The sequence below is a fragment of the Pseudomonas sp. VD-NE ins genome (genome assembly GCF_031882575.1).
Lineage (GTDB): Bacteria > Pseudomonadota > Gammaproteobacteria > Pseudomonadales > Pseudomonadaceae > Aquipseudomonas > Aquipseudomonas fluorescens_BZ.
In genome coordinates this window covers 3,827,228-3,844,965 of the sequence record NZ_CP134772.1, presented here as the reverse complement: position 1 = coordinate 3,844,965, position 17,738 = coordinate 3,827,228, and the positions used below count along the sequence as shown (strand labels likewise).

17 protein-coding genes are annotated in these 17,738 nt (G+C 59.9%); 11 read left to right on the top strand and 6 right to left on the bottom strand.

Annotated features, from left to right (window positions below; all coding sequences use genetic code 11):
- Positions 1 to 41 precede the first annotated feature (41 nt).
- From RMV17_RS17055 to RMV17_RS17045, 3 genes are all read right to left on the bottom strand, one after another.
- A complete protein-coding gene (locus RMV17_RS17055; protein ID WP_311887063.1) occupies positions 42 to 263 on the bottom strand; it encodes a type II toxin-antitoxin system mRNA interferase toxin, RelE/StbE family in 222 nt (73 codons plus the stop codon).
- Positions 264 to 309: 46 nt separating this feature from the next.
- On the bottom strand, positions 310 to 504 hold the full coding sequence (locus tag RMV17_RS17050; RefSeq protein ID WP_034155652.1) for a hypothetical protein: 195 nt from the start codon (positions 502 to 504) through the stop codon (positions 310 to 312).
- Between the two features lie 255 nt (positions 505 to 759).
- Positions 760 to 1,707 (bottom strand): transporter, encoded by a 948-nt coding sequence (locus RMV17_RS17045; RefSeq protein WP_311881353.1) that lies wholly within the window; start codon positions 1,705 to 1,707, stop codon positions 760 to 762.
- 211 nt (positions 1,708 to 1,918) lie between these two features.
- Here RMV17_RS17045 and RMV17_RS17040 point away from each other — a divergent pair, with 211 nt between their 5' ends.
- The 11 genes from RMV17_RS17040 to RMV17_RS16990 all read left to right on the top strand — a co-directional run bounded on the left by RMV17_RS17040 (position 1,919) and on the right by RMV17_RS16990 (position 13,075).
- Entirely contained in the window at positions 1,919 to 3,016 is a 1,098-nt protein-coding gene (locus RMV17_RS17040; protein ID WP_311881352.1) for an AraC family transcriptional regulator, read from the top strand.
- Between the two features lie 317 nt (positions 3,017 to 3,333).
- Positions 3,334 to 4,221, top strand: a complete 888-nt coding sequence (locus RMV17_RS17035) for a Dyp-type peroxidase (protein WP_311881350.1) — start codon at positions 3,334 to 3,336, stop codon at positions 4,219 to 4,221.
- A gap of 21 nt (positions 4,222 to 4,242) precedes the next feature.
- On the top strand, positions 4,243 to 5,211 hold the full coding sequence (locus RMV17_RS17030; RefSeq protein WP_311881348.1) for a Gfo/Idh/MocA family oxidoreductase: 969 nt from the start codon (positions 4,243 to 4,245) through the stop codon (positions 5,209 to 5,211).
- Between the two features lie 221 nt (positions 5,212 to 5,432).
- Positions 5,433 to 6,185, top strand: a complete 753-nt coding sequence (locus RMV17_RS17025; RefSeq protein WP_016774450.1) for a GntR family transcriptional regulator — start codon at positions 5,433 to 5,435, stop codon at positions 6,183 to 6,185.
- Positions 6,182 to 7,912, top strand: a complete 1,731-nt coding sequence (locus RMV17_RS17020) for a fumarate reductase/succinate dehydrogenase flavoprotein subunit (protein WP_034155657.1) — start codon at positions 6,182 to 6,184, stop codon at positions 7,910 to 7,912. Before RMV17_RS17025 ends, RMV17_RS17020 begins: the two co-directional genes overlap by 4 nt.
- Positions 7,913 to 7,939: 27 nt before the next feature.
- Positions 7,940 to 8,185 carry a ferredoxin family protein gene (locus tag RMV17_RS17015; RefSeq protein WP_003225615.1) on the top strand — a complete coding sequence of 82 codons (246 nt, stop codon included), beginning with the start codon at positions 7,940 to 7,942 and terminating at the stop codon, positions 8,183 to 8,185.
- Positions 8,186 to 8,416: 231 nt separating this feature from the next.
- Positions 8,417 to 9,841 carry an ABC transporter substrate-binding protein gene (locus RMV17_RS17010; RefSeq protein WP_311881344.1) on the top strand — a complete coding sequence of 475 codons (1,425 nt, stop codon included), beginning with the start codon at positions 8,417 to 8,419 and terminating at the stop codon, positions 9,839 to 9,841.
- A 372-nt stretch (positions 9,842 to 10,213) separates the two neighbouring features.
- The gene (locus RMV17_RS17005; RefSeq protein ID WP_311881342.1) at positions 10,214 to 10,993 is read left to right on the top strand and encodes an ABC transporter permease; all 780 of its coding nucleotides are present in this window, start codon (positions 10,214 to 10,216) and stop codon (positions 10,991 to 10,993) included.
- Complete coding sequence (locus tag RMV17_RS17000; protein WP_311881341.1) at positions 10,993 to 11,841, top strand: ABC transporter ATP-binding protein; 849 nt, start codon at positions 10,993 to 10,995, stop codon at positions 11,839 to 11,841. The genes RMV17_RS17005 and RMV17_RS17000 overlap by 1 nt, the downstream gene beginning before the upstream one ends.
- Positions 11,838 to 12,800 carry a HEAT repeat domain-containing protein gene (locus RMV17_RS16995; RefSeq protein WP_311881340.1) on the top strand — a complete coding sequence of 321 codons (963 nt, stop codon included), beginning with the start codon at positions 11,838 to 11,840 and terminating at the stop codon, positions 12,798 to 12,800. The genes RMV17_RS17000 and RMV17_RS16995 overlap by 4 nt, the downstream gene beginning before the upstream one ends.
- A complete protein-coding gene (locus tag RMV17_RS16990; RefSeq protein WP_311881339.1) occupies positions 12,797 to 13,075 on the top strand; it encodes a DUF971 domain-containing protein in 279 nt (92 codons plus the stop codon). Before RMV17_RS16995 ends, RMV17_RS16990 begins: the two co-directional genes overlap by 4 nt.
- Positions 13,076 to 13,198: 123 nt before the next feature.
- Here the strand turns inward: RMV17_RS16990 and RMV17_RS16985 are convergent, their stop codons facing one another.
- The 3 genes from RMV17_RS16985 to RMV17_RS16975 all read right to left on the bottom strand — a co-directional run bounded on the left by RMV17_RS16985 (position 13,199) and on the right by RMV17_RS16975 (position 17,696).
- Positions 13,199 to 14,857 carry a phosphoethanolamine--lipid A transferase gene (locus RMV17_RS16985; RefSeq protein ID WP_311881338.1) on the bottom strand — a complete coding sequence of 553 codons (1,659 nt, stop codon included), beginning with the start codon at positions 14,855 to 14,857 and terminating at the stop codon, positions 13,199 to 13,201.
- 210 nt (positions 14,858 to 15,067) lie between these two features.
- Positions 15,068 to 15,805 carry a TorF family putative porin gene (locus tag RMV17_RS16980; protein ID WP_311881337.1) on the bottom strand — a complete coding sequence of 246 codons (738 nt, stop codon included), beginning with the start codon at positions 15,803 to 15,805 and terminating at the stop codon, positions 15,068 to 15,070.
- 148 nt (positions 15,806 to 15,953) lie between these two features.
- Positions 15,954 to 17,696 (bottom strand): amidohydrolase, encoded by a 1,743-nt coding sequence (locus RMV17_RS16975; RefSeq protein ID WP_311881336.1) that lies wholly within the window; start codon positions 17,694 to 17,696, stop codon positions 15,954 to 15,956.
- Between the last annotated feature and the right edge of the window lie 42 nt (positions 17,697 to 17,738).

Below are 17,738 nucleotides of genomic sequence, written 5' to 3'. Positions count from 1 at the left end.
TAGTACGTTTGGGCGACCGGTTGGTCGCCCTTTTTTTATATTTATGAGGTTCGTGGGTATTGTTGTCGGGTGTGGACTAACGTCAGTATTTTGATGCGCCCGTTCACTCGATAGACCAGCAGATAGTTTGAATTGACCACCATTTCCCGAGTGCGTGGCACTCGACCGGACCTGTAACCAAAGGGAATTGATGAAAGCCTTTGCGTTGCTACACCCACCTTGCGCTGCAAAGCCGCTGAAGCGTTGGAATTGTGTTGTTCAATGTAATCGATAATGTCAGCCAGATCGTCCAGAGCCTGATCGCTCCATTCAAGCGGCAGCGCGTCGATTCTTGCGTTTCTCTTCTAATAATTGGTCGAGCCGCACCATGGCTTCCTCATGGGGAATGGCCGGGCGAGGATCATCCAGTGCAGCCTGCACCTTGGCACGAAACCAGCGATCGTAGCTCTCGGCCTCTTCTTCGGATTCGAAGTCAGAGTAAAACGGGGAAAGTAATATGCTCATAGTGATCTCCGTGATCAATCTCAGCAGTTTAAAGGGGGGAATGGCCCATTGTCGTCACTGGCTGACGATGCACCCCATGAGCCCTTGAGCAACCATGGGATAACGGAGCCCAGTATCTGCAAGCGCACCCTTTAAATCTGCCAGACGTTTCCCCCTGTTGTCCGGTAATCTCGACCGCCGCTGTAGGCGTATTCCTCCCCTCCGTTTTTCAGGTTTTCAGGCTACAAAACCGGGTGTTCTTTCCTACAAATACACTCAGAACGCATAGGGAATACTCACCTTCGCCCACAACATTTCCCCCTCTGGCCGGTTCTCCACATCAAACTCCTTGGCCCAGCGAATCTCCGCACTGGCGTACTTGAGAAACGTGAAGTGCAGCGCCGGGCCGATGGCAAACACCTTGCCGCGCACCCCGTCGTCGACGTCCTGCCCGGCAAACTGCACGGTGTGGCCGAACTGTTTGTCGTCGGTGGTTTGTTTGAGGTAGTAGCCGTTGATGCCGAGCATCAGATCGTCGGTGATCTTGTAGCTGGCCGAATAATCGAAGTGGAAGATTTGCCCGGACTTGTAGTCGGTGTCTTTGTTTTTCTCGTTGAAGCTGTAGGTGGTCTTCATCGAGACTTCGGTGCGTTCAGTCGGCAGCCAGGTGAACGAGAACAGCGGCTTATACGTGTAGAAATTGTTACTGGTATTGGCCAGCCGATCGACGCTGTATTCGCCGGTGGGCACGGTGACTTCCACGGCGGCGCCGAGGGTCAGGTTCTTGCCCATGTCCCACAGAATGATCGGTGCGAAGGTGGTATCGCCCATGCCTTCGCGGGTGTCGCTCAAGCCGAACACCGAGACTTCTTGCTTCAGCCATGGCTGGGCGATGTAACCGGCCAGGCGTCCGCCGAATATCCGCACCGGGCTCAAGTAATCGAGACGCGGAATCACCGCGGTGGACTCGATTTCGACATTCGGCACTTTGCCGCCGAACGAGCTGATGTTGAGCTTGGTCGATTTGTAATGGTTGTAGTAGAGGTTGAACGCGACCATGTTCTCCGGAAGGCTGTCGACTTCCAGCGGCAGCATGAAGAAACCGTCGGTGCCGGTGCCGATGTTGTCGACCCCGGCTTCGGTGGCCAGGGCGGGCAACGTCAGAGGGCAACCCGCGATGAAAAGGGCGAGCGGCAAGAAGGATGTTGCACGGGTCTGGCTCATGACTGTCCTCATTATTATTGTGATTGGGACCTGGTACCGGTCGCTCGGAGCGCCGGTACGCTAGAAATAAGCGTTTGGCGTACGTTGGGGCAGGGTATTGGCGGACACCGAGGGGGGCATCTGCGGACAGTTCGCGTACCCTGTGCTAACTTCCTTCGACATAACCGGTTACAAAAATAACAATCAAGCGTGATCCGGAATGTCAGCCCCCATGAACGTAAAAGTCCAAGACCCGACCTTTGAACTGGCGCTGGTCTCGCCGTTTCTTTTGCAAACCCTCGCCGAAGTCGCGCAGAACAAAGGCATCGATCCCCAGAGCCTGTGCCGTGGGCTGGGTTTTACCCTTGAGGATCTGCAGGATCCGGCGCAGCGGATTTCCTATCGTCAGGCCGTGGCGATGATTCAACGCGCACTCAAAGTGCTGCCCAACCAAGGCCTGGGGCTGTGGGTTGGCGCGCAGAATGTTCTCGGCACCCTGGGTCTGCTCGGGCACGTGTTGTCGCTGTGCAAGACCTTGCGCGATGCCTTTGCGTTGGGCATTCGGCATCAGCACACCTCGGGCGGGATCGTGGTGTCGAGCGTGGATGTGGTCGGTGGCCAGGTGCATCTCGATGCTGAATGCCGCTTGCCGTTCGCTGATGTGCAGGTGTTTGCAGTCGAGGAGTTTTTTGCCAGTTTGCTGGTGTACGGCCGCGCACTGGTCGGGGCCGAGTTCAAGTCGATTGCCGTGGAATTTGTGCATGCCGCGCCGGATTACCTGAGCGAATACCACCGCCTGCTGGGGCCGGAGGTGCGCTTCGGCTGCCTGCACAATCGCATGCTGATCGATGCGCTGTGGCTGGATGTGAATCTGCCCAATCATCATTCGCTGGCGTTGCGTCAGGCTGTGGCGTTGCTGGAGCTGGAAGCGGCGCAGGTGCATCAGAAACTCGATCTGATTCAGGCGGTGGAGCGGGCGATTGCCCGGGATCTGAGCAGCGGCAGTCACATTGAAAAGATTGCCGGTGATTTGAACATGAGCAGCCGTACGTTGCGTCGGCGGCTGACCGAGCATGCGTTGACGTTCGAGGCTTTGTTGGAGCAGGTGCGGCAGGCGCGGACGATGAGTTTGCTGGCCAATCCGAATATGCCGATCGAGCGGATTACCGAGGAAGTCGGGTACAGCGATGTGCGCAGTTTTCGCCGGGCGTTCAAGCGCTGGACGGGGCTGAGCCCGAGTGCCTGGCGCAATGACGCCAACCCTCACCCCAGCCCTCTCCCGGGGGGAGAGGGGGCCGACCGCGGTGTCTTGTGTCAAACATCGACCTGAAAGATTTTTGTCGATTATGGATTCACAGCTGCACGTTCAGGTCGGTGTCTTACCTCTATTATCCCCTCACCCCAGCCCTCTCCCGGAGGGAGAGGGGGCCGACCGTAGTGTCTTGAGTCATGCATCGACCTGAAAGGTCTGTGTCGATTATGGATTCACCGATGTACGTTCAAGTCGGTGTAGATCTTTAATATCCCCGAATCAGTTCCCTCTCCCCCCGGGAGAGGGCTAGGGTGAGGGGCTTTTGACTTCCATCCAAACCCCCACAAACCCTCCGGCCACAGGTAAACTCCCGCGCACTTTCCCAAGGAGTTCACATGAGTTACTACCAGCCGGGCATTCTCGCCACCCCAGTTCCTGCGCAAGCACGTCACCTGTTTTTCGCCCTTGAATCGGTTGAAGCGCTGCCGCAAGCGATCGACAACCTGATCAATCAGGTGGACGGCAAGTCGGCGGTGGTCGGTTTCGGCGAATCCCTGGCCAAGGCCTTCAATGTGCAGATCGACGGCCTGCGCAGCTTCCCGGCCATGACCGGTGTCGGCGTCGAGAACCCGTCGACCCAACACGCATTGTGGGTGTGGCTGCACGGCGTCGACCGTGGTGAACTGCTCAACCGTTGCAACGCCCTCGAGGCCGCACTGGCCCCGGCCCTGCGTCTGGTCGAGATGCAGGAAGCCTTCCGCCACAAGGACGGCCACGACCTCACCGGTTACGAAGACGGCACCGAAAACCCGCATGACGAAGCCGCCATCGCCGCCGCCCTGCAAAGCGCAGGCACTGATGGCATGGTCGGCGGCAGCTTCGCCGCGATCCAGCAATGGCAGCACGACCTCAAGGGTTTCCACAAACTCTCGGCCGAGGACAAAGACAACATCATGGGCCGTCGCCTCAGCGACAACGAAGAGATCGACGACGCGCCAGTCTCCGCCCACGTCAAACGCACCGCGCAGGAGAGCTTCGCCCCGGAAGCGTTTGTCGTGCGCCGCTCGATGCCGTGGATTGAAGGTGATCGCGCAGGCCTGATGTTCCTCGCCTTTGGCTTCTCGCTGGATGCCTTCGAAGCGCAACTCCGCCGTATGAGCGGTCTGGAAGACGGCATCACCGATGGCCTCTATCGCATCAGCCGGCCAATCACTGGCGGCTACTACTGGTGCCCGCCGCTGAAGGACGGTCACCTCGATCTGCGTGCCTTGCGCATTGGCTGATCTTGAAAAAGGGACTGAAAAATGAACGTGGTGCGCTGGGGCATGATCGGTTGCGGCAGCGTCGCTGAACGCAAGAGCGGGCCGGCCTTTTACAAGGCGCCCGGTTCGGCGTTGGTGGCGGTGATGGGCCGACGGCTTGAGGCCGTGACTGACTACGCCGCGCGCCACGGCATCGATCGCGTCTACACTGACGTCGATGCGCTGATCAACGATCCCGAGGTCGACGCGGTGTACATCGCCACGCCGCCCGACAGCCATCACGCCTACAGCCTGAAAGTCGCCGCCGCTGGCAAACATTGCTGCGTGGAAAAGCCCATGGCGCTGAATGCCGGGCAGAGTCGCGAGATGCAGCAGGCATTTGCCGAGGCTGGTTTGCACTTGTTCGTCTCCTATTATCGCCGGTCGTTGCCGCGCTTTGCGCAAGTGCGGCAATGGTTGGAGGAGGGGCGCATCGGTGAGGTTCGGCACCTGAGCTGGACGCTGACCAAAGCGCCGTCGCCGGCGGATCTGGACGGACGCGACAATTGGCGCACCGATCCGGCGGTGGCCGGTGGCGGTTACTTTGCCGATCTGGCCAGTCATGGTTTTGATCTGTTCCAGTACCTGCTCGGCGATATTGTCGAGGTCGCCGGTTTCACTGCGCGTCAGGCCGGGTTGTACGCGGCGGAAGACGCGGTCAGCGCCAGTTGGCGGTTCGCCTCCGGGGCGCTGGGTATGGGCTGCTGGAGCTTTGTCGCGGATCGGCGTGAGGATCGGGTCGAGATCATCGGCAGCCTTGGGCGGATCAGTTTTTCGGTGTTTGATGAGCATCCCGTGCAATTGCATGCGGAGGAAATCATCAGCCTGGAAATCCCCCATCACGAACACATTCAGTGGCATCACGTGCTGGGCATGAATGCGCATACTCGTGGCGACTCACAACACCCCGCCGTCGCCGAACAAGCCCTCAAGACTGATTGGGTCATGGACCAGATCCTCAAACGCCACTGACCCATCAGATCTACACCATCTCTGTGGGAGCTGGCTTGCCAGCGATAGCGGTGGTTCAGATAGCCAATCAGTTGGCTGACAGGACGCCATCGCTGGCAAGCCAGCTCCCACAGGTAACTGCGTGTGTCCTGCATCTAAGGTTATGCCCAAACAATATTTCTCAACCTTGTCATAACAACCCTAAGATCACGTCATAACTCGTTATAACAAGTGATTCAATGATGACCGATAACGTTCTCTCCCTAAGCAGTGTTCCTCTGCACACCCAACTGCGCGACGTCCTCCGTGCGCGCATCCTCGACGGCGAATACCCGCAAGACAGCCAGATGCCCTCCGAAAGCGAGCTCGGTGCGCTGTTCAAAGTCAGCCGCATCACCGTGCGCCAGGCGCTGGGCGATCTGCAAAAGGAAGGGCTGATCTTCAAGATCCACGGCAAAGGCACCTTCGTCGCCAAGCCGAAAACCTTTCAGAACGTCAGCAGCCTGCAAGGCCTCGCCGAGTCCATGACCGGCCGTGGCTACGAGGTGATCAACCGCCTGCGCAGCTTCAAATTCATCCCGGCCGACAAGCGTGTCGCCGAGCGTTTGCAGGTCGCCGAAGGCGAGATCGTCGCGCAGATCAAACGCGTACGGCTGATCAATCGCGAGCCAATCTCGCTGGAAATCACCTACCTGCCGAAAGCCGTCGGCGAGCGCTTGGAGAAGGCCGATCTGGTCACCCGCGACATCTTCCTGATCCTCGAAAACGACTGCGGCATCGCTCTTGGCCACGCCGATCTGGCCATCGACGCGGTGCTGGCCGACAGCGACCTGACCCAGGCGCTCAACGTTGAGGCCGGCTCGCCGATCATGCGTATCGAACGCCTGACCCACGACGCGCAAGGCCAGCCGCTGGACTTCGAACACCTTTACTACCGTGGCGATGCGTTCCAGTACCGCCTGCGGATCGACCGGCAAAAAGGGGAGCAGGCATGACCCGCAACGTTCTCGAACAGGAATACGACATCGTCGTCATTGGCGGCGGCACCGCAGGCCCGATGGCCGCGATCAAGGCCAAGGAAAAAAACCGCGACTTGCGCGTGTTGCTGGTCGACAAGGCCAACGTCAAACGCAGCGGTGCGATCAGCATGGGCATGGACGGCCTGAACAACGCGATCATTCCCGGCCACTCGACGCCCGAGCAGTACACCAAGGAAATTACCATCGCCAACGACGGCATCGTCAATCAGGCCGCCGTTTACGCCTATGCCACCCACAGTTTCGAAACCATCGAGCAACTCGACCGCTGGGGCGTGAAGTTCGAGAAAGACGAAACCGGCGATTACGCGGTGAAAAAGGTCCACCACATGGGCGCCTACGTGCTGCCGATGCCGGAAGGGCACGACATCAAAAAGGTTCTTTATCGCCAGTTGAAACGCGCCCGGGTGAGTATCACCAATCGCCTCGTTTGCACGCGGTTGCTGACTGACGAGGAGGGCACCGTCAACGGTGTGATGGGCTTCGATTGCCGCACCGCTGATTTTCATGTGATCAAGGCCAAAGCGGTAATCCTCGCCTGCGGCGCGGCGGGGCGCCTCGGTTTGCCGTCGTCGGGATACCTGATGGGCACTTACGAAAACCCGACCAACGCCGGCGACGGCTACGCGATGGCTTATCACGCCGGCGCCGAACTGGCCAACCTCGAATGCTTCCAGATCAACCCGCTGATCAAGGATTACAACGGCCCGGCCTGCGCCTACGTCACCGGCCCGCTGGGTGGCTACACCGCCAACAACAAGGGCGAACGCTTCATCGAGTGCGACTACTGGAGCGGGCAGATGATGTGGGAGTTCCACCAGGAACTGGAGAGCGGCAACGGCCCGGTGTTTCTCAAACTTGATCACCTCGCGGAAGAAACCATCCAGAACATCGAGGAAATCCTGCACAGCAACGAGCGCCCGAGTCGCGGCCAATTCCACGCCAATCGCGGCACCGATTACCGCACGCAAATGGTCGAAATGCACATTTCCGAAATCGGTTTTTGCAGCGGTCACTCGGCGTCCGGTGTGTGGGTCAACGAACGCGCCGAGACTTCGGTGAAAGGTTTGTATTCGGCGGGCGACATGGCCGCCGTGCCGCACAACTACATGCTTGGCGCGTTCACCTACGGCTGGTTTGCCGGACACAACGCCGCCGATTTTGTCGCCGGCCGCGAGTTTTCTGCGCTGGATGCCGCGCAGATAGAAAAGGAAAAGGCCCGGGTCTACGCACCGCTGGATCGCGAACACGGCCTGCCGCCGGCGCAGGTCGAGTACAAGCTGCGGCGCTTCGTCAACGATTACCTGCAACCGCCGAAAGTCACCAAGAAGATGCAGATCGGTCTGCAACGCTTCAGCGACATCGAACGCGATCTCGAGCAGATGAAGGCCAACAACGCCCACGAATTGATGCGCGCGATGGAAACCAGCGTGATCCGCGACTGCGCCGAAATGGCCGCCCGCGCCTCGTTGTTCCGCGCCGAAAGCCGCTGGGGTCTGTACCACTATCGCGTCGATCACCCGCAGCGCAACGACAGCGAGTGGTTCTGCCATTGCCACCTGAAGAAGGGCGATGACGGCCAGATGACCAGTTTCAAGAAAGCCGTCGAGCCTTACATCATCCCGCTCGACGCCGAAGAAATGCAGGCTTACGACCGCTTGCGGGTCGGCGCTTTCGCCGCTTGATGCACCCCTAAAAAGAGAGTCCGGACCATGGCCTATCAAGCTCAGGAAATCTTCTTCCGCTCCAACGCCCCCGTCACCGTGGACGAGGACAAATGCATCGCCGAAAAGGGCTGCACCGTGTGTGTCGACGTTTGCCCGATGGACTTGCTGGCGATCAACCCGGCGACGCAGAAGGCCTATATGGCGTTCGATGAATGCTGGTACTGCATGCCGTGCGAGAAGGACTGCCCGACCGGTGCCGTCAAGGTCGACATCCCCTATTTATTGCGTTGATTAAAAGGGCCTCATCGCTGGCAAGTCGAATCGTCGCACCGCAGCTCCCACAGGTTTCTCGGGTGTTTGCAAAATTTAGGTCCCACCGCAAATCCCTGTGGGAGCTGGCTTGCCAGCGAAGAGGCCGGCCCAGATACCGCAAAGCCATCCGGTGAACCCCGGACGCTGGATTCACCGAAAACCCCTCGTTTCCCACCGCGCCCTGATCGCGGCGGAGACGAACTCAAATAAATGATTCGAGGGGAAACACTCATGTTGCGTGCAGCAATCGCCGGTCTGGTACTGGCTTCGTTCACCTTGTCGGCCTCGGCCGAAACCATCCGCATCGCCATCGGCACCCAGGACACCACCATCAACTGCGCCGCCGGCGGCTTGTTGATTCGTGAACTCGGTCTGCTCGACAAATACCTGCCCCACGACGGCGCCTACAAAGACGCGAAGTACGACGTGCAGTGGAAGAACTTCACCAGTGGCGCGCCGCTGACCAACGAGATGGTTGCGGGCAAACTCGACTTCGGCGCCATGGCCGATTTCCCCGGCGCGTTCAACGGTGTGGCGTTCGAAACCGCCGGCAAACACAGCCTGTTCATCAGCGTGTTGTCGGGGAGCATCAAGGGCAGCGGCAACGGCATCGTCGTGCCGAGCGCGTCGGGCGTGCAGTCGCTGAGCGAGCTCAAGGGCAAAACCATTTCTGTGCCATTCGCTTCGACGGCCCACGGCATGTTGCTGCGCGCGGTGGCGGCGCAGGGTTGGGATCCGCTCAAGGATGTGAACATCATCGCCCAGCCGCCAGAGGTTGCCGGCTCCGCGTTGCAGGCCGGCAAGATCGACGCCCACGCCGATTTTGTGCCGTTCGCCGAACTGTTCCCGAGCCGGGGTTTCGCCCGCAAGATTTATGACGGTGCCCAGGCCAATGCGCCGACGTTCCATGGTGCGCTGGTGGATCAGGCGTATGCGAAGAAGTATCCGGAGATTGTTGTCGCGTACCTGCGCGCCAGTATCGAGGCCAATCAATTGCTCGCCGCCGAGCCTGAGAAGTACAGCGAGCTGATCGCCAAAGTTACCGGTGTCGATGCCGAGGTGAATTATCTGTTCCACGGCCCGCTCGGCGTGCAGACCCGCGACCTGAGCTGGAAGCCGGAATATCGTCAGGCAGTCGGCACGGCTATCGATACGTTGAAGCTGCTGAAGAAGGCTGATCGTGGGCTCGATCTGAATACGTTTATTGACGATCAGTTCATTCGTGCGGCGTTCAAGGCGTCGGGTCTGGATTACACGGTGCAGTTGGCCAACTACGCGCAGACGCCGCTGAAGGCTACGGATGCGGCGACGGGTAAAGCGATCACTGACTTCAGCCACGTCGCGGAAATCTGGGTGCGCGGTGAGGACAAGGTGCGCCAGTACGCGTCTGCGAAAGAAGCGTTCACCGCGCTGGTGGCTTTGAAGCAGGAAGGCAAAAACATTCGGGCGGTGTATGCGCAGGCCAGTGACAGCGGGATCAAGTTGTTGGCTGAGCAGGCGTGGTTTGCCAGTGATGCGAAGGGACGGTTGAGTGCGTTTTTGCTCAAGGGGCAGGCTCAGCAATATGCCTCGGCGCAGGGTGGCAAGGTTTTCGATTTTAGCGATGCCACTGCCCAAGCCGTTGCTGCCCGCTAGTTGAAGATCAAGAGCCCCTCACCCTAGCCCTCCCGAAACGTCGGACCGCCCAGAGGGAGAGGGGACTGACCGCGGTGTTTGAGCTCGCTACGCCGACCTGAAATACCGAGTCGAACTCAGGTTTTGAAAAGCATGGAGATCTGCTCCCTTTCGAGCCGAACTCAGGTTTTGAAAAGTATGGAGATCGGCTCCCTTTCGAGCTGAACTCAGGTTTTGAAAGGCTCAGAGATCGGCTCACTTTTCAGCCGAACTCAGTTTTGAAAACCATGAAGATCGGCTCCCTTTCCCCCTCGCCCCCCTTGGGGGGAGAGGGCTGGGGTGAGGGGGGTAAATCTCAGCCACAACACAGATCCAGAACTGGAAACCCGCCCCATGAAAACACCCATCCGCTGGACATCAAGAGCCTCATCCTTGCTGCTCTGCCTGCTGTTCTGGCAACTCGCCGCCAGTCACCACTGGAACCTCGGCCTCGTCACCTTCGCCAACGTGCCAACACCCTTGGCCGTCATCGAAGCAGCGCTGGGCCTCGGCGACTCAGGCAAGCTCCTGCAACACCTGACCGCCAGCCTCAGCCGCGTCTTCGCCGGCTACCTCGCGGCACTAATCATCGGCATCGCCCTCGGTCTAGCCATCGGCCGCTCGAAATGGGCCGAAGACCTGCTGCTGCCACCGCTGGAAGTCCTGCGCCCGATCCCCGCCGTCGCATGGATCCCGCTGGCAATCCTGATGTTCCCATCCTCCGAACTGTCGATGGTTTTCATCACCTTCACCGGCGCGCTGTTCCCAATCCTGCTCAACACCGTGCACGGCGTCGAAGGCGTCGACCCACGCCTGATCGCCTCGGCGAAAAGCCTCGGGGCAGGGCGCCGGGCGATCCTGCTGGAAGTGATTTTGCCCGGCGCAGCACCGAGCATCATCACCGGCCTGGCGATCGGCATGGGCACGTCTTGGTTCTGCCTGGTGACAGCGGAAATGATCTCCGGCCAGTTCGGCATCGGTTACTACACCTGGGAGTCCTACACGATCCAGAACTACGCCGACATCGTCGTCGGCATGTTGCTGATCGGCGTGCTGGGCATGGGCAGCAGTCTGCTGATCAAACGACTGGGCGGGTTGTTCACGCCTTGGCATCGACCGCGAGGAAAAGCCTGATGAGCGTGATGCAAACCCCGGAAGGGCGGATCGACATCCGCCAATTGTCCATCGTCCTCGGCGCAGGGCGTGAAGCGTTCGAGGCCGTGCGCGAGCTCGATTGCCAGATTGAACCGGGCCAGTTCGTCTGCATTCTCGGCCCGTCCGGTTGCGGCAAGTCGACCCTGCTCGGCGCTCTGGCCGGGCATCTGAGTGCTCACACCGGCAGCCTTGAAGTCGATGGCGCGGCGGTATCCGGTCCGTCGCCGCAACGTGGCATGGTGTTCCAGCACCACACGCTGTTTCCGTGGCGCACGGTGCGTGACAACGTCGCCTTCGGCCTGAAGATGCGCGGCATCGGCAAGGCTGAGCGCCACCGCGCCGCCGATGACATCCTCAAGCTGGTCGGCCTCGAAGGCTTTGCCGAGCGCTGGCCCGATCAGCTTTCCGGCGGTATGCAGCAACGCGTCGAGATCGCCCGTGTGCTGGTCAATCGCCCGCGCCTGTTGCTGATGGACGAGCCGTTCGGCGCGCTGGATGCACTCACCCGTTTGAACATGCAAGAGCTGCTGCTGGACATCTGGACGCGCATCCGCACCACGGTGGTGTTCGTCACTCACGACATCGACGAGGCGTTGTTCCTCGCCGACCGCTTGCTGGTGATGAGCGCGCGACCGGGGCGAGTCATCGAAGACTTGCGTCTGGATTTCGCCCGGCCACGCACCAGCGAACTGGTCACCAGTCCTGAATTCTCGCGCCTCAAACGCCACTGCCTCGACCTGCTGCGCCACGACGATAACCGACCGCTGCCGCGCCTCAATCCGCTCGGCCTGCCTCCTGAAAACCCTTTGCCGCGATTTGCCCTATGACCCCTATTTTTGCTGTGACCGATAACCAAGACATTCTCGATCTGCAACCGCGCCTGACTGCCGAAGACGCCGGCGTGCGACGCATTGCGCTGATCGATCTGGCGGATCTGGAGGAGCCGGATGGCTTGCTCTGGCTGGTTGATCGCCTCGGCCAGGATCCTGCTGAAGACGTCCGCGCTGAAGCCGCGCGTTTGCTGGAGGCCTGGGAAGATTCAGAGGTCGTGCAGGCCTTGTGCGAGGCGCTGACTGATCCGGCGCCCGCCGTGCAATCTGCCGCCGCACAAAGCCTGAGTCTGCTCAAGACTGAAGCGGCTGGGCGGGTGATTCTGCCGTGGACCGATCACGCCGACGTCAGCGTGCGCATCGCCGCGTTCCGTGCCTTGCGTGAACTGCGTTTCGCCGATGCTGCGCCTGCTGCTGTCTCTGCGCTGAACGATGCCGACGCCAATGTCCGCCGTGAAGCCGTCGGCGTGCTCGGCTGGCTCAAGCAGCTCGACGCGCTGCCTGCTTTGGCGCGATTGGCCAGCGACGATCCGGACACCGAGGTCCGCCGCGCCGCCACTGGGGCTTTGGGCCTGGCCTCCGGCACCGAAGTCCTCCCGGCCCTGCGCCAGGCTTTACAGGACAACGCCTGGCAAGTGCGCGAAGAAGCCGCAACGACGTTGGGCAAAGTCGGCCACCGCGACGCCGGCCCTGCGCTGGTCGAAGCCTTGAGCGACGATTACTGGCAAGTGCGCCTGCGCGCCACCCGCAGTCTCGGCCGTTTGCAATTTGCCCCGGCGCTGGACGCCCTGATCGACACCCTCGGTCATCGCATCAGCAACCTGCGCAAGGAAGCCGCGCTGGCCTTGGGCGAGTTGAATGATCGCAGTGCCGTGGCCGCGTTGCAGGCCACGCAGGACGACGGCGACCCGGAAGTGCGCAAAGCCGTGCGCATCGCCTTGAGTCAGTTGCAATGAGTCCGCTATCGGTGGGGAATTCGCAAAACGAAGGCACCTTACGCTTGAGCTGGCCGGACGGCCGCGAACAACAGCTCAACCACGCCGAATTGCGCCGCCAGTGCCCGTGCTCGCAATGCCGCGCGTTTCGCCTGAAAGGCCTGACACCCATGGTCGATGAACGCGTACGGCTGATCGAACTCAACCCGCAGGGCTACGGCGTGCAACTGGTGTTCAGCGACGGCCACCAGCGCGGCATTTACCCGTGGGCCTATCTGGCAAATCTCACCCCCTGAGAGCACCGTTTACCCTGTGGGAGCTGGCTTGCCAGCGATGGCGGCTTGTCAGTCAACACAGATGCCGGATGTGCCGGCCTTATCGCTGGCAAGCCAGCTCCCACAGGGATCTTCAGTGTTTGGTTAATTCGTGGCCGTCATTGAAGGCCGGCACCCATGGAAAATATCCAGCCCCGGCTGATACAGCGAGGTCTTCACCTCAAACAACCCCAGCACCGAGTGAAACAGGTTGTCGTGGCTCAGATCCGTCTGCCCGGTCTTGCCTTGCAGGCAGCCGCGATCAATCCCCTCACTGGCGAGCGTGCCATTGCCGAACCACATCACCATCGGTACATGGGTCTGCGCTTCCGGTGCCAGGGCATACGGCGCCGCATGCAGGTACAAGCCGTTTTCGCCCAATGATTCGCCGTGGTCGGAGACGTACACCATCGAGGTGTCCAGCGAGTCCTGATTGCGCTTGAGCAATTCGATGACCTTGGCGAGGAAATGGTCGGTGTAGAGGATGGTGTTGTCGTAGACATTCACCAGTTCATCGCGGCTGCAACTGCCCAGTTGATTGGTGTGGCAGATCGGTTTGAAGCGCTCCATGTCTTTCGGATAGCGCTCGTAGTACTCGGGGCCGTGGCTGCCGTCCGCATGCAGGACAATGATCGCGTGGCCCTTGAGGCTGTCGATGTAGCTTTGCAGATCCGCCAGCAGGGCTTCGTCGAGGCAGTTGTTGCCGTCGCAGAATGGCCCCGGCTGGTTCTTCGAAATATCGCGATGCGGCACGCGCAGACAGGTGCCTTTGCAGTCGCTGTTGTTGTCCAGCCACAGCACTTGCACGCCGGCGCGCTGGAGAATGTCGAGCAGGCCTTCGTAGGTTTTGCCTTTCTTGTCGCTGTAATCCTCACGCGGGAACATCGAGAACATGCACGGCACCGACACCGCCGTCGATGTGCCGCAAGAGTGCACCTGGGTGAAATTGAGAATGTCGAGTTTGCTCAGTTCGGGATTGGTCTCGCGTTCATAGCCGTTCAGCGAAAAGTGGTCGGCGCGGGCGGTTTCGCCGACCACAAACACCATCAGCGATTTCTTCTCGCGGCTGGCCGCCTTGGCGCTCATCACTGCGTCTTCGCCGATGGCCTGCACCACGAAGTGCTTTTTGATGCCCAGGCGTTGCTTGGTGTACTTGCTGATCGCGTAGATGTAGTTGGTCGGGTTGATGAAGTGAGTGAGCTTGTCTTCTTCGCGGAAGATCGGCGCGTAGGTCGAATAGAAGGTGCCCACTGACGCGGCGATCACCAGCACACAGGCGATGATCACCAGCACCTTGGTGAGCAGACCGCGAAAGAACGGCCGATAACTGACCGGCCAACGCCAGATCAACGCCGCCGGCAGTACGCCGAGCAACAGCAGGTAAGCCAGCAGCTTGCCGTTGAACAGCGCGGTGGCTTCGGCGGGGTTGGTTTCGAAGACATTCTGGATCATCACCGTGTCGATGGTGATGCCGTATTCGTTCATGAAATACGCGGCGCAGGCCGAGAGCAGGGCGACCACGGTGAGCACCGGTTTCAGTGTCCAGCGGAACGACACCAAGGTCAGCAGCAGAGTGATCGCGGCCCACAAAAACAGCCCGAACGAGGCGAAAAACGCCAGTTTGTGCACGCCTTGCAGGGTGATCAGTGTGCCCAGCGCCTTCCAGGTCGCCAGGTTGTACAACGCCACCAGCGCCAGGGAAAACAGCAGCACCAGTCGGGTAGGAGTGATGGACGGTAAACGCAGTCCGTTGCCCAAAGCCATGTCAAACATTCCTCTACTTGAATAGAAAACCACGCGGTTGCGCGTGTAACTGTAGAAGAACATTAGTAAAAAATTCGTAAACATCCTGTAACAAGTCTGCACGCCATCCCTGTAGGAGCTGCCGAAGGCTGCGATCTTTTGATCTTGCCCCTTAAAAACAACATCAAAAGATCGCAGCCTGCGGCAGCTCCTACAGTGGGATTGTGGGGGTCAGAAGGATTTGCTGACGCTGGCGACGACGGTTGCCGTGCACACATCCTTGAAGCCCCAATTGCTCAGGCATTGGGTTTGTGAGAGATCGGTGTCGATGTAGCTCAGGCCCAACACCACGCCGGCCAGGTTGTGGGTGAGTTTGATTTCCCATTCGCGATAAGAGTCCTCGGCGCTGCCCGACGCCGAGTACAAATGCGGGTCCTTGAAATCCATATTGCCGTAGCGCAACTTCAATCCTGAGTCGTACGGCAACTCGGTTTCATAACCGATGTAGGTGTACAGCGAACTCTGTTTGCTATCGATCCCCGGCGCATCGCTGGAGTAATACGCCGCCAGTTTCACCCCGTAAACCCCGAGAATCCCGTAAACCTCGCTCTGGTTGAACTGGCTTTCCTTGGGGTAGGCGTACTTGATGTAGCCTAGGTCGAGGCTGACAGCCTCGGTCGCCTGCCACAGCCAACCGCCGTAGTAATCGACTTCCTGGCGGGTTTTCAGGCCACCGCCGAAATCGACGTTGGAGCTCCACGCGCCAAGGTACAGACCGCTGCTGTGCGCGAGGGTCAGACCGGCCTGCACGGCAGGGTCGTTTTGCGTTTGCGAGATGCCCCGCGTGCGGTAGTCGCTGGCGAGGGTCAGGTCTACCTCCAGCGCAAAGTCATCGTTCAAGGGGAGCGCTTGGCTGCTCAAAGGCAGCAGACTGAAAAAACTCAGGGCGAACAGGGGCAAGGCTTTCATGTGAAGTCCCGATGTTGTGATTTTTATGGGGGCAGGAAGTAAACCTGTAGGAGCTGCCGCAGGCTGCGATCTTTTGATCTTGGTTTTTTAAAATCAAAGTCAAAAAGATCGCAGCCTGCGGCAGCTCCTACAGGGGAGATCAGTGTTGTTATTTTTCGGCGGTATAGACCTGACGGCCGCCGAACCAGGTTTGCAGGACCTGGGTGTCATGCAGGGCTTTGTTGTCGACGCTGAACACATCGCGATCGAGCACGATAAAGTCCGCCTGCTTACCCGGCGTCAGCGAGCCGATCTGTTTCTCCAGGCCAATCGTCCGTGCGGCGTTGACCGTGTAGGCATAGAACATCGTGTCGCGGTCCAGACGCTCATCGGCATTGAGTACGCCCAACGGGCCGACCCGAGTAATCGCCTGGGCCATGGCATTGAACGGATTTGGCGTCGACACCGGCCAGTCACTCGCGCCGGCAATCGTCGCGCCCTGTTTCAGCAGCGAGTGCGCCGGGTACTGATAGCGAAAGGCGAGGGCGCTGACGTAGGGCTTGATCATGTCAGTGGTGTAGTCGTCGGCGCTGGCCCACAGCAGTTGCATCGAGGCGATCACGTTGAGCGGTTTGAAACGGGCGAACTCTTTCGGATTGACCATTTGCAAGTGGGTGATCGAGTGCGTCACGCCGCTCTGCCGATCCTTGCGCGCCTGGGCGATACCGTTCAGCGACTCACGCACGGCACGGTCGCCGATCGCGTGGATGTGCACCAGCCAGCCGCGCTGGTCGATGGCGCTGACCAGTTCGCCGAAATGCTGCGGATCGATCAGCAATTCGCCCTGTTTGTGCGAGTTGCTGTAGGGGTCGATCATCGCCGCGCTTTGTGCCGGGAATTCAATCACGCCGTCGGCGAAGATCTTGATCCCGGGCAGGGTCAGGTTGGGAATGCCCTGAAATTGCTGGCGCACCTTGTCCAGCGTATCGAGGTCGGCGGGCACGCTTTTCGGGTTGGCTACCAGCAGCGCCGCGACGTGCACGCTCATGTCGCCGCTTTCCGACAGGGCTTTATAGGCCGGCAGCACGCCGACGGTTTTCTCGGTGGGTTTGAGGGCGAACACCGCTTCGCCCGGGGCGGCGTTGGCGGCCGGATCCATCCACGCGGTGATGCCGAGGCTGTTGTTGTAGCGCACCGCTGATTTCGCCGCATTCAACATGTCGGCGGGGCTCGGCACTGGCATTTTCGAGGCGACCCGATCCCAACCGGCGTCGACCACAAATCCATTGGGCTCACCGTTGGCCAGTTTGCCGATGGTGTCCTTTTCCGCGTCGGGCAGGGTTTTCAGCAGCGCTGCGTCGATCCCGGCGCGTTTGAGCATGACGTTGTTGGCCCACGCCGTGTGGTGGTCGCTGCCGATAAACACCACTGGCACGCTGGCCCATTCGCCGCTGTTGAAGGTTTTGCCCAAGGCCTCGGCTTGCGCCCAATAAACCGAACTCATCCCGGCAATGCTCAGCACGTCGCCATGTTTGGCCTTGCCGTCTGCACGCCAGTCGCGCAGGCGTTTTTGCAGTTCGTCGAGGCCGACGACTTCGTCTTCCATGTTCGCCGAGACCATTTCCAGACCGCCGAAAATCGCGTGGGAATGGCTGTCGATCAGCCCGGGCATGAGCGCTTTGCCCTTGAGGTCGATGACTTGGGTGCCGGGTTCGATCAAGGCTTTGATCTGCGCGTCGGTGCCGACCTTCAGCACTTTGCCGTTTTCCACGGCCAGGGCCTGCACCTTGGGTTGCGCGCGGTCGGCAGTGAAAATCTTGCCGTTGAGCAGGATCAGATCAGGTGCGGCGATGGCTTCCATCGAGGCAAAACTTACAGCGGCTACCAGCAGACTCGGGATGAATCTTTTCATTGAAGATTTCCTTGTTATTGCGTCTGATGGCGAGATTAGTGG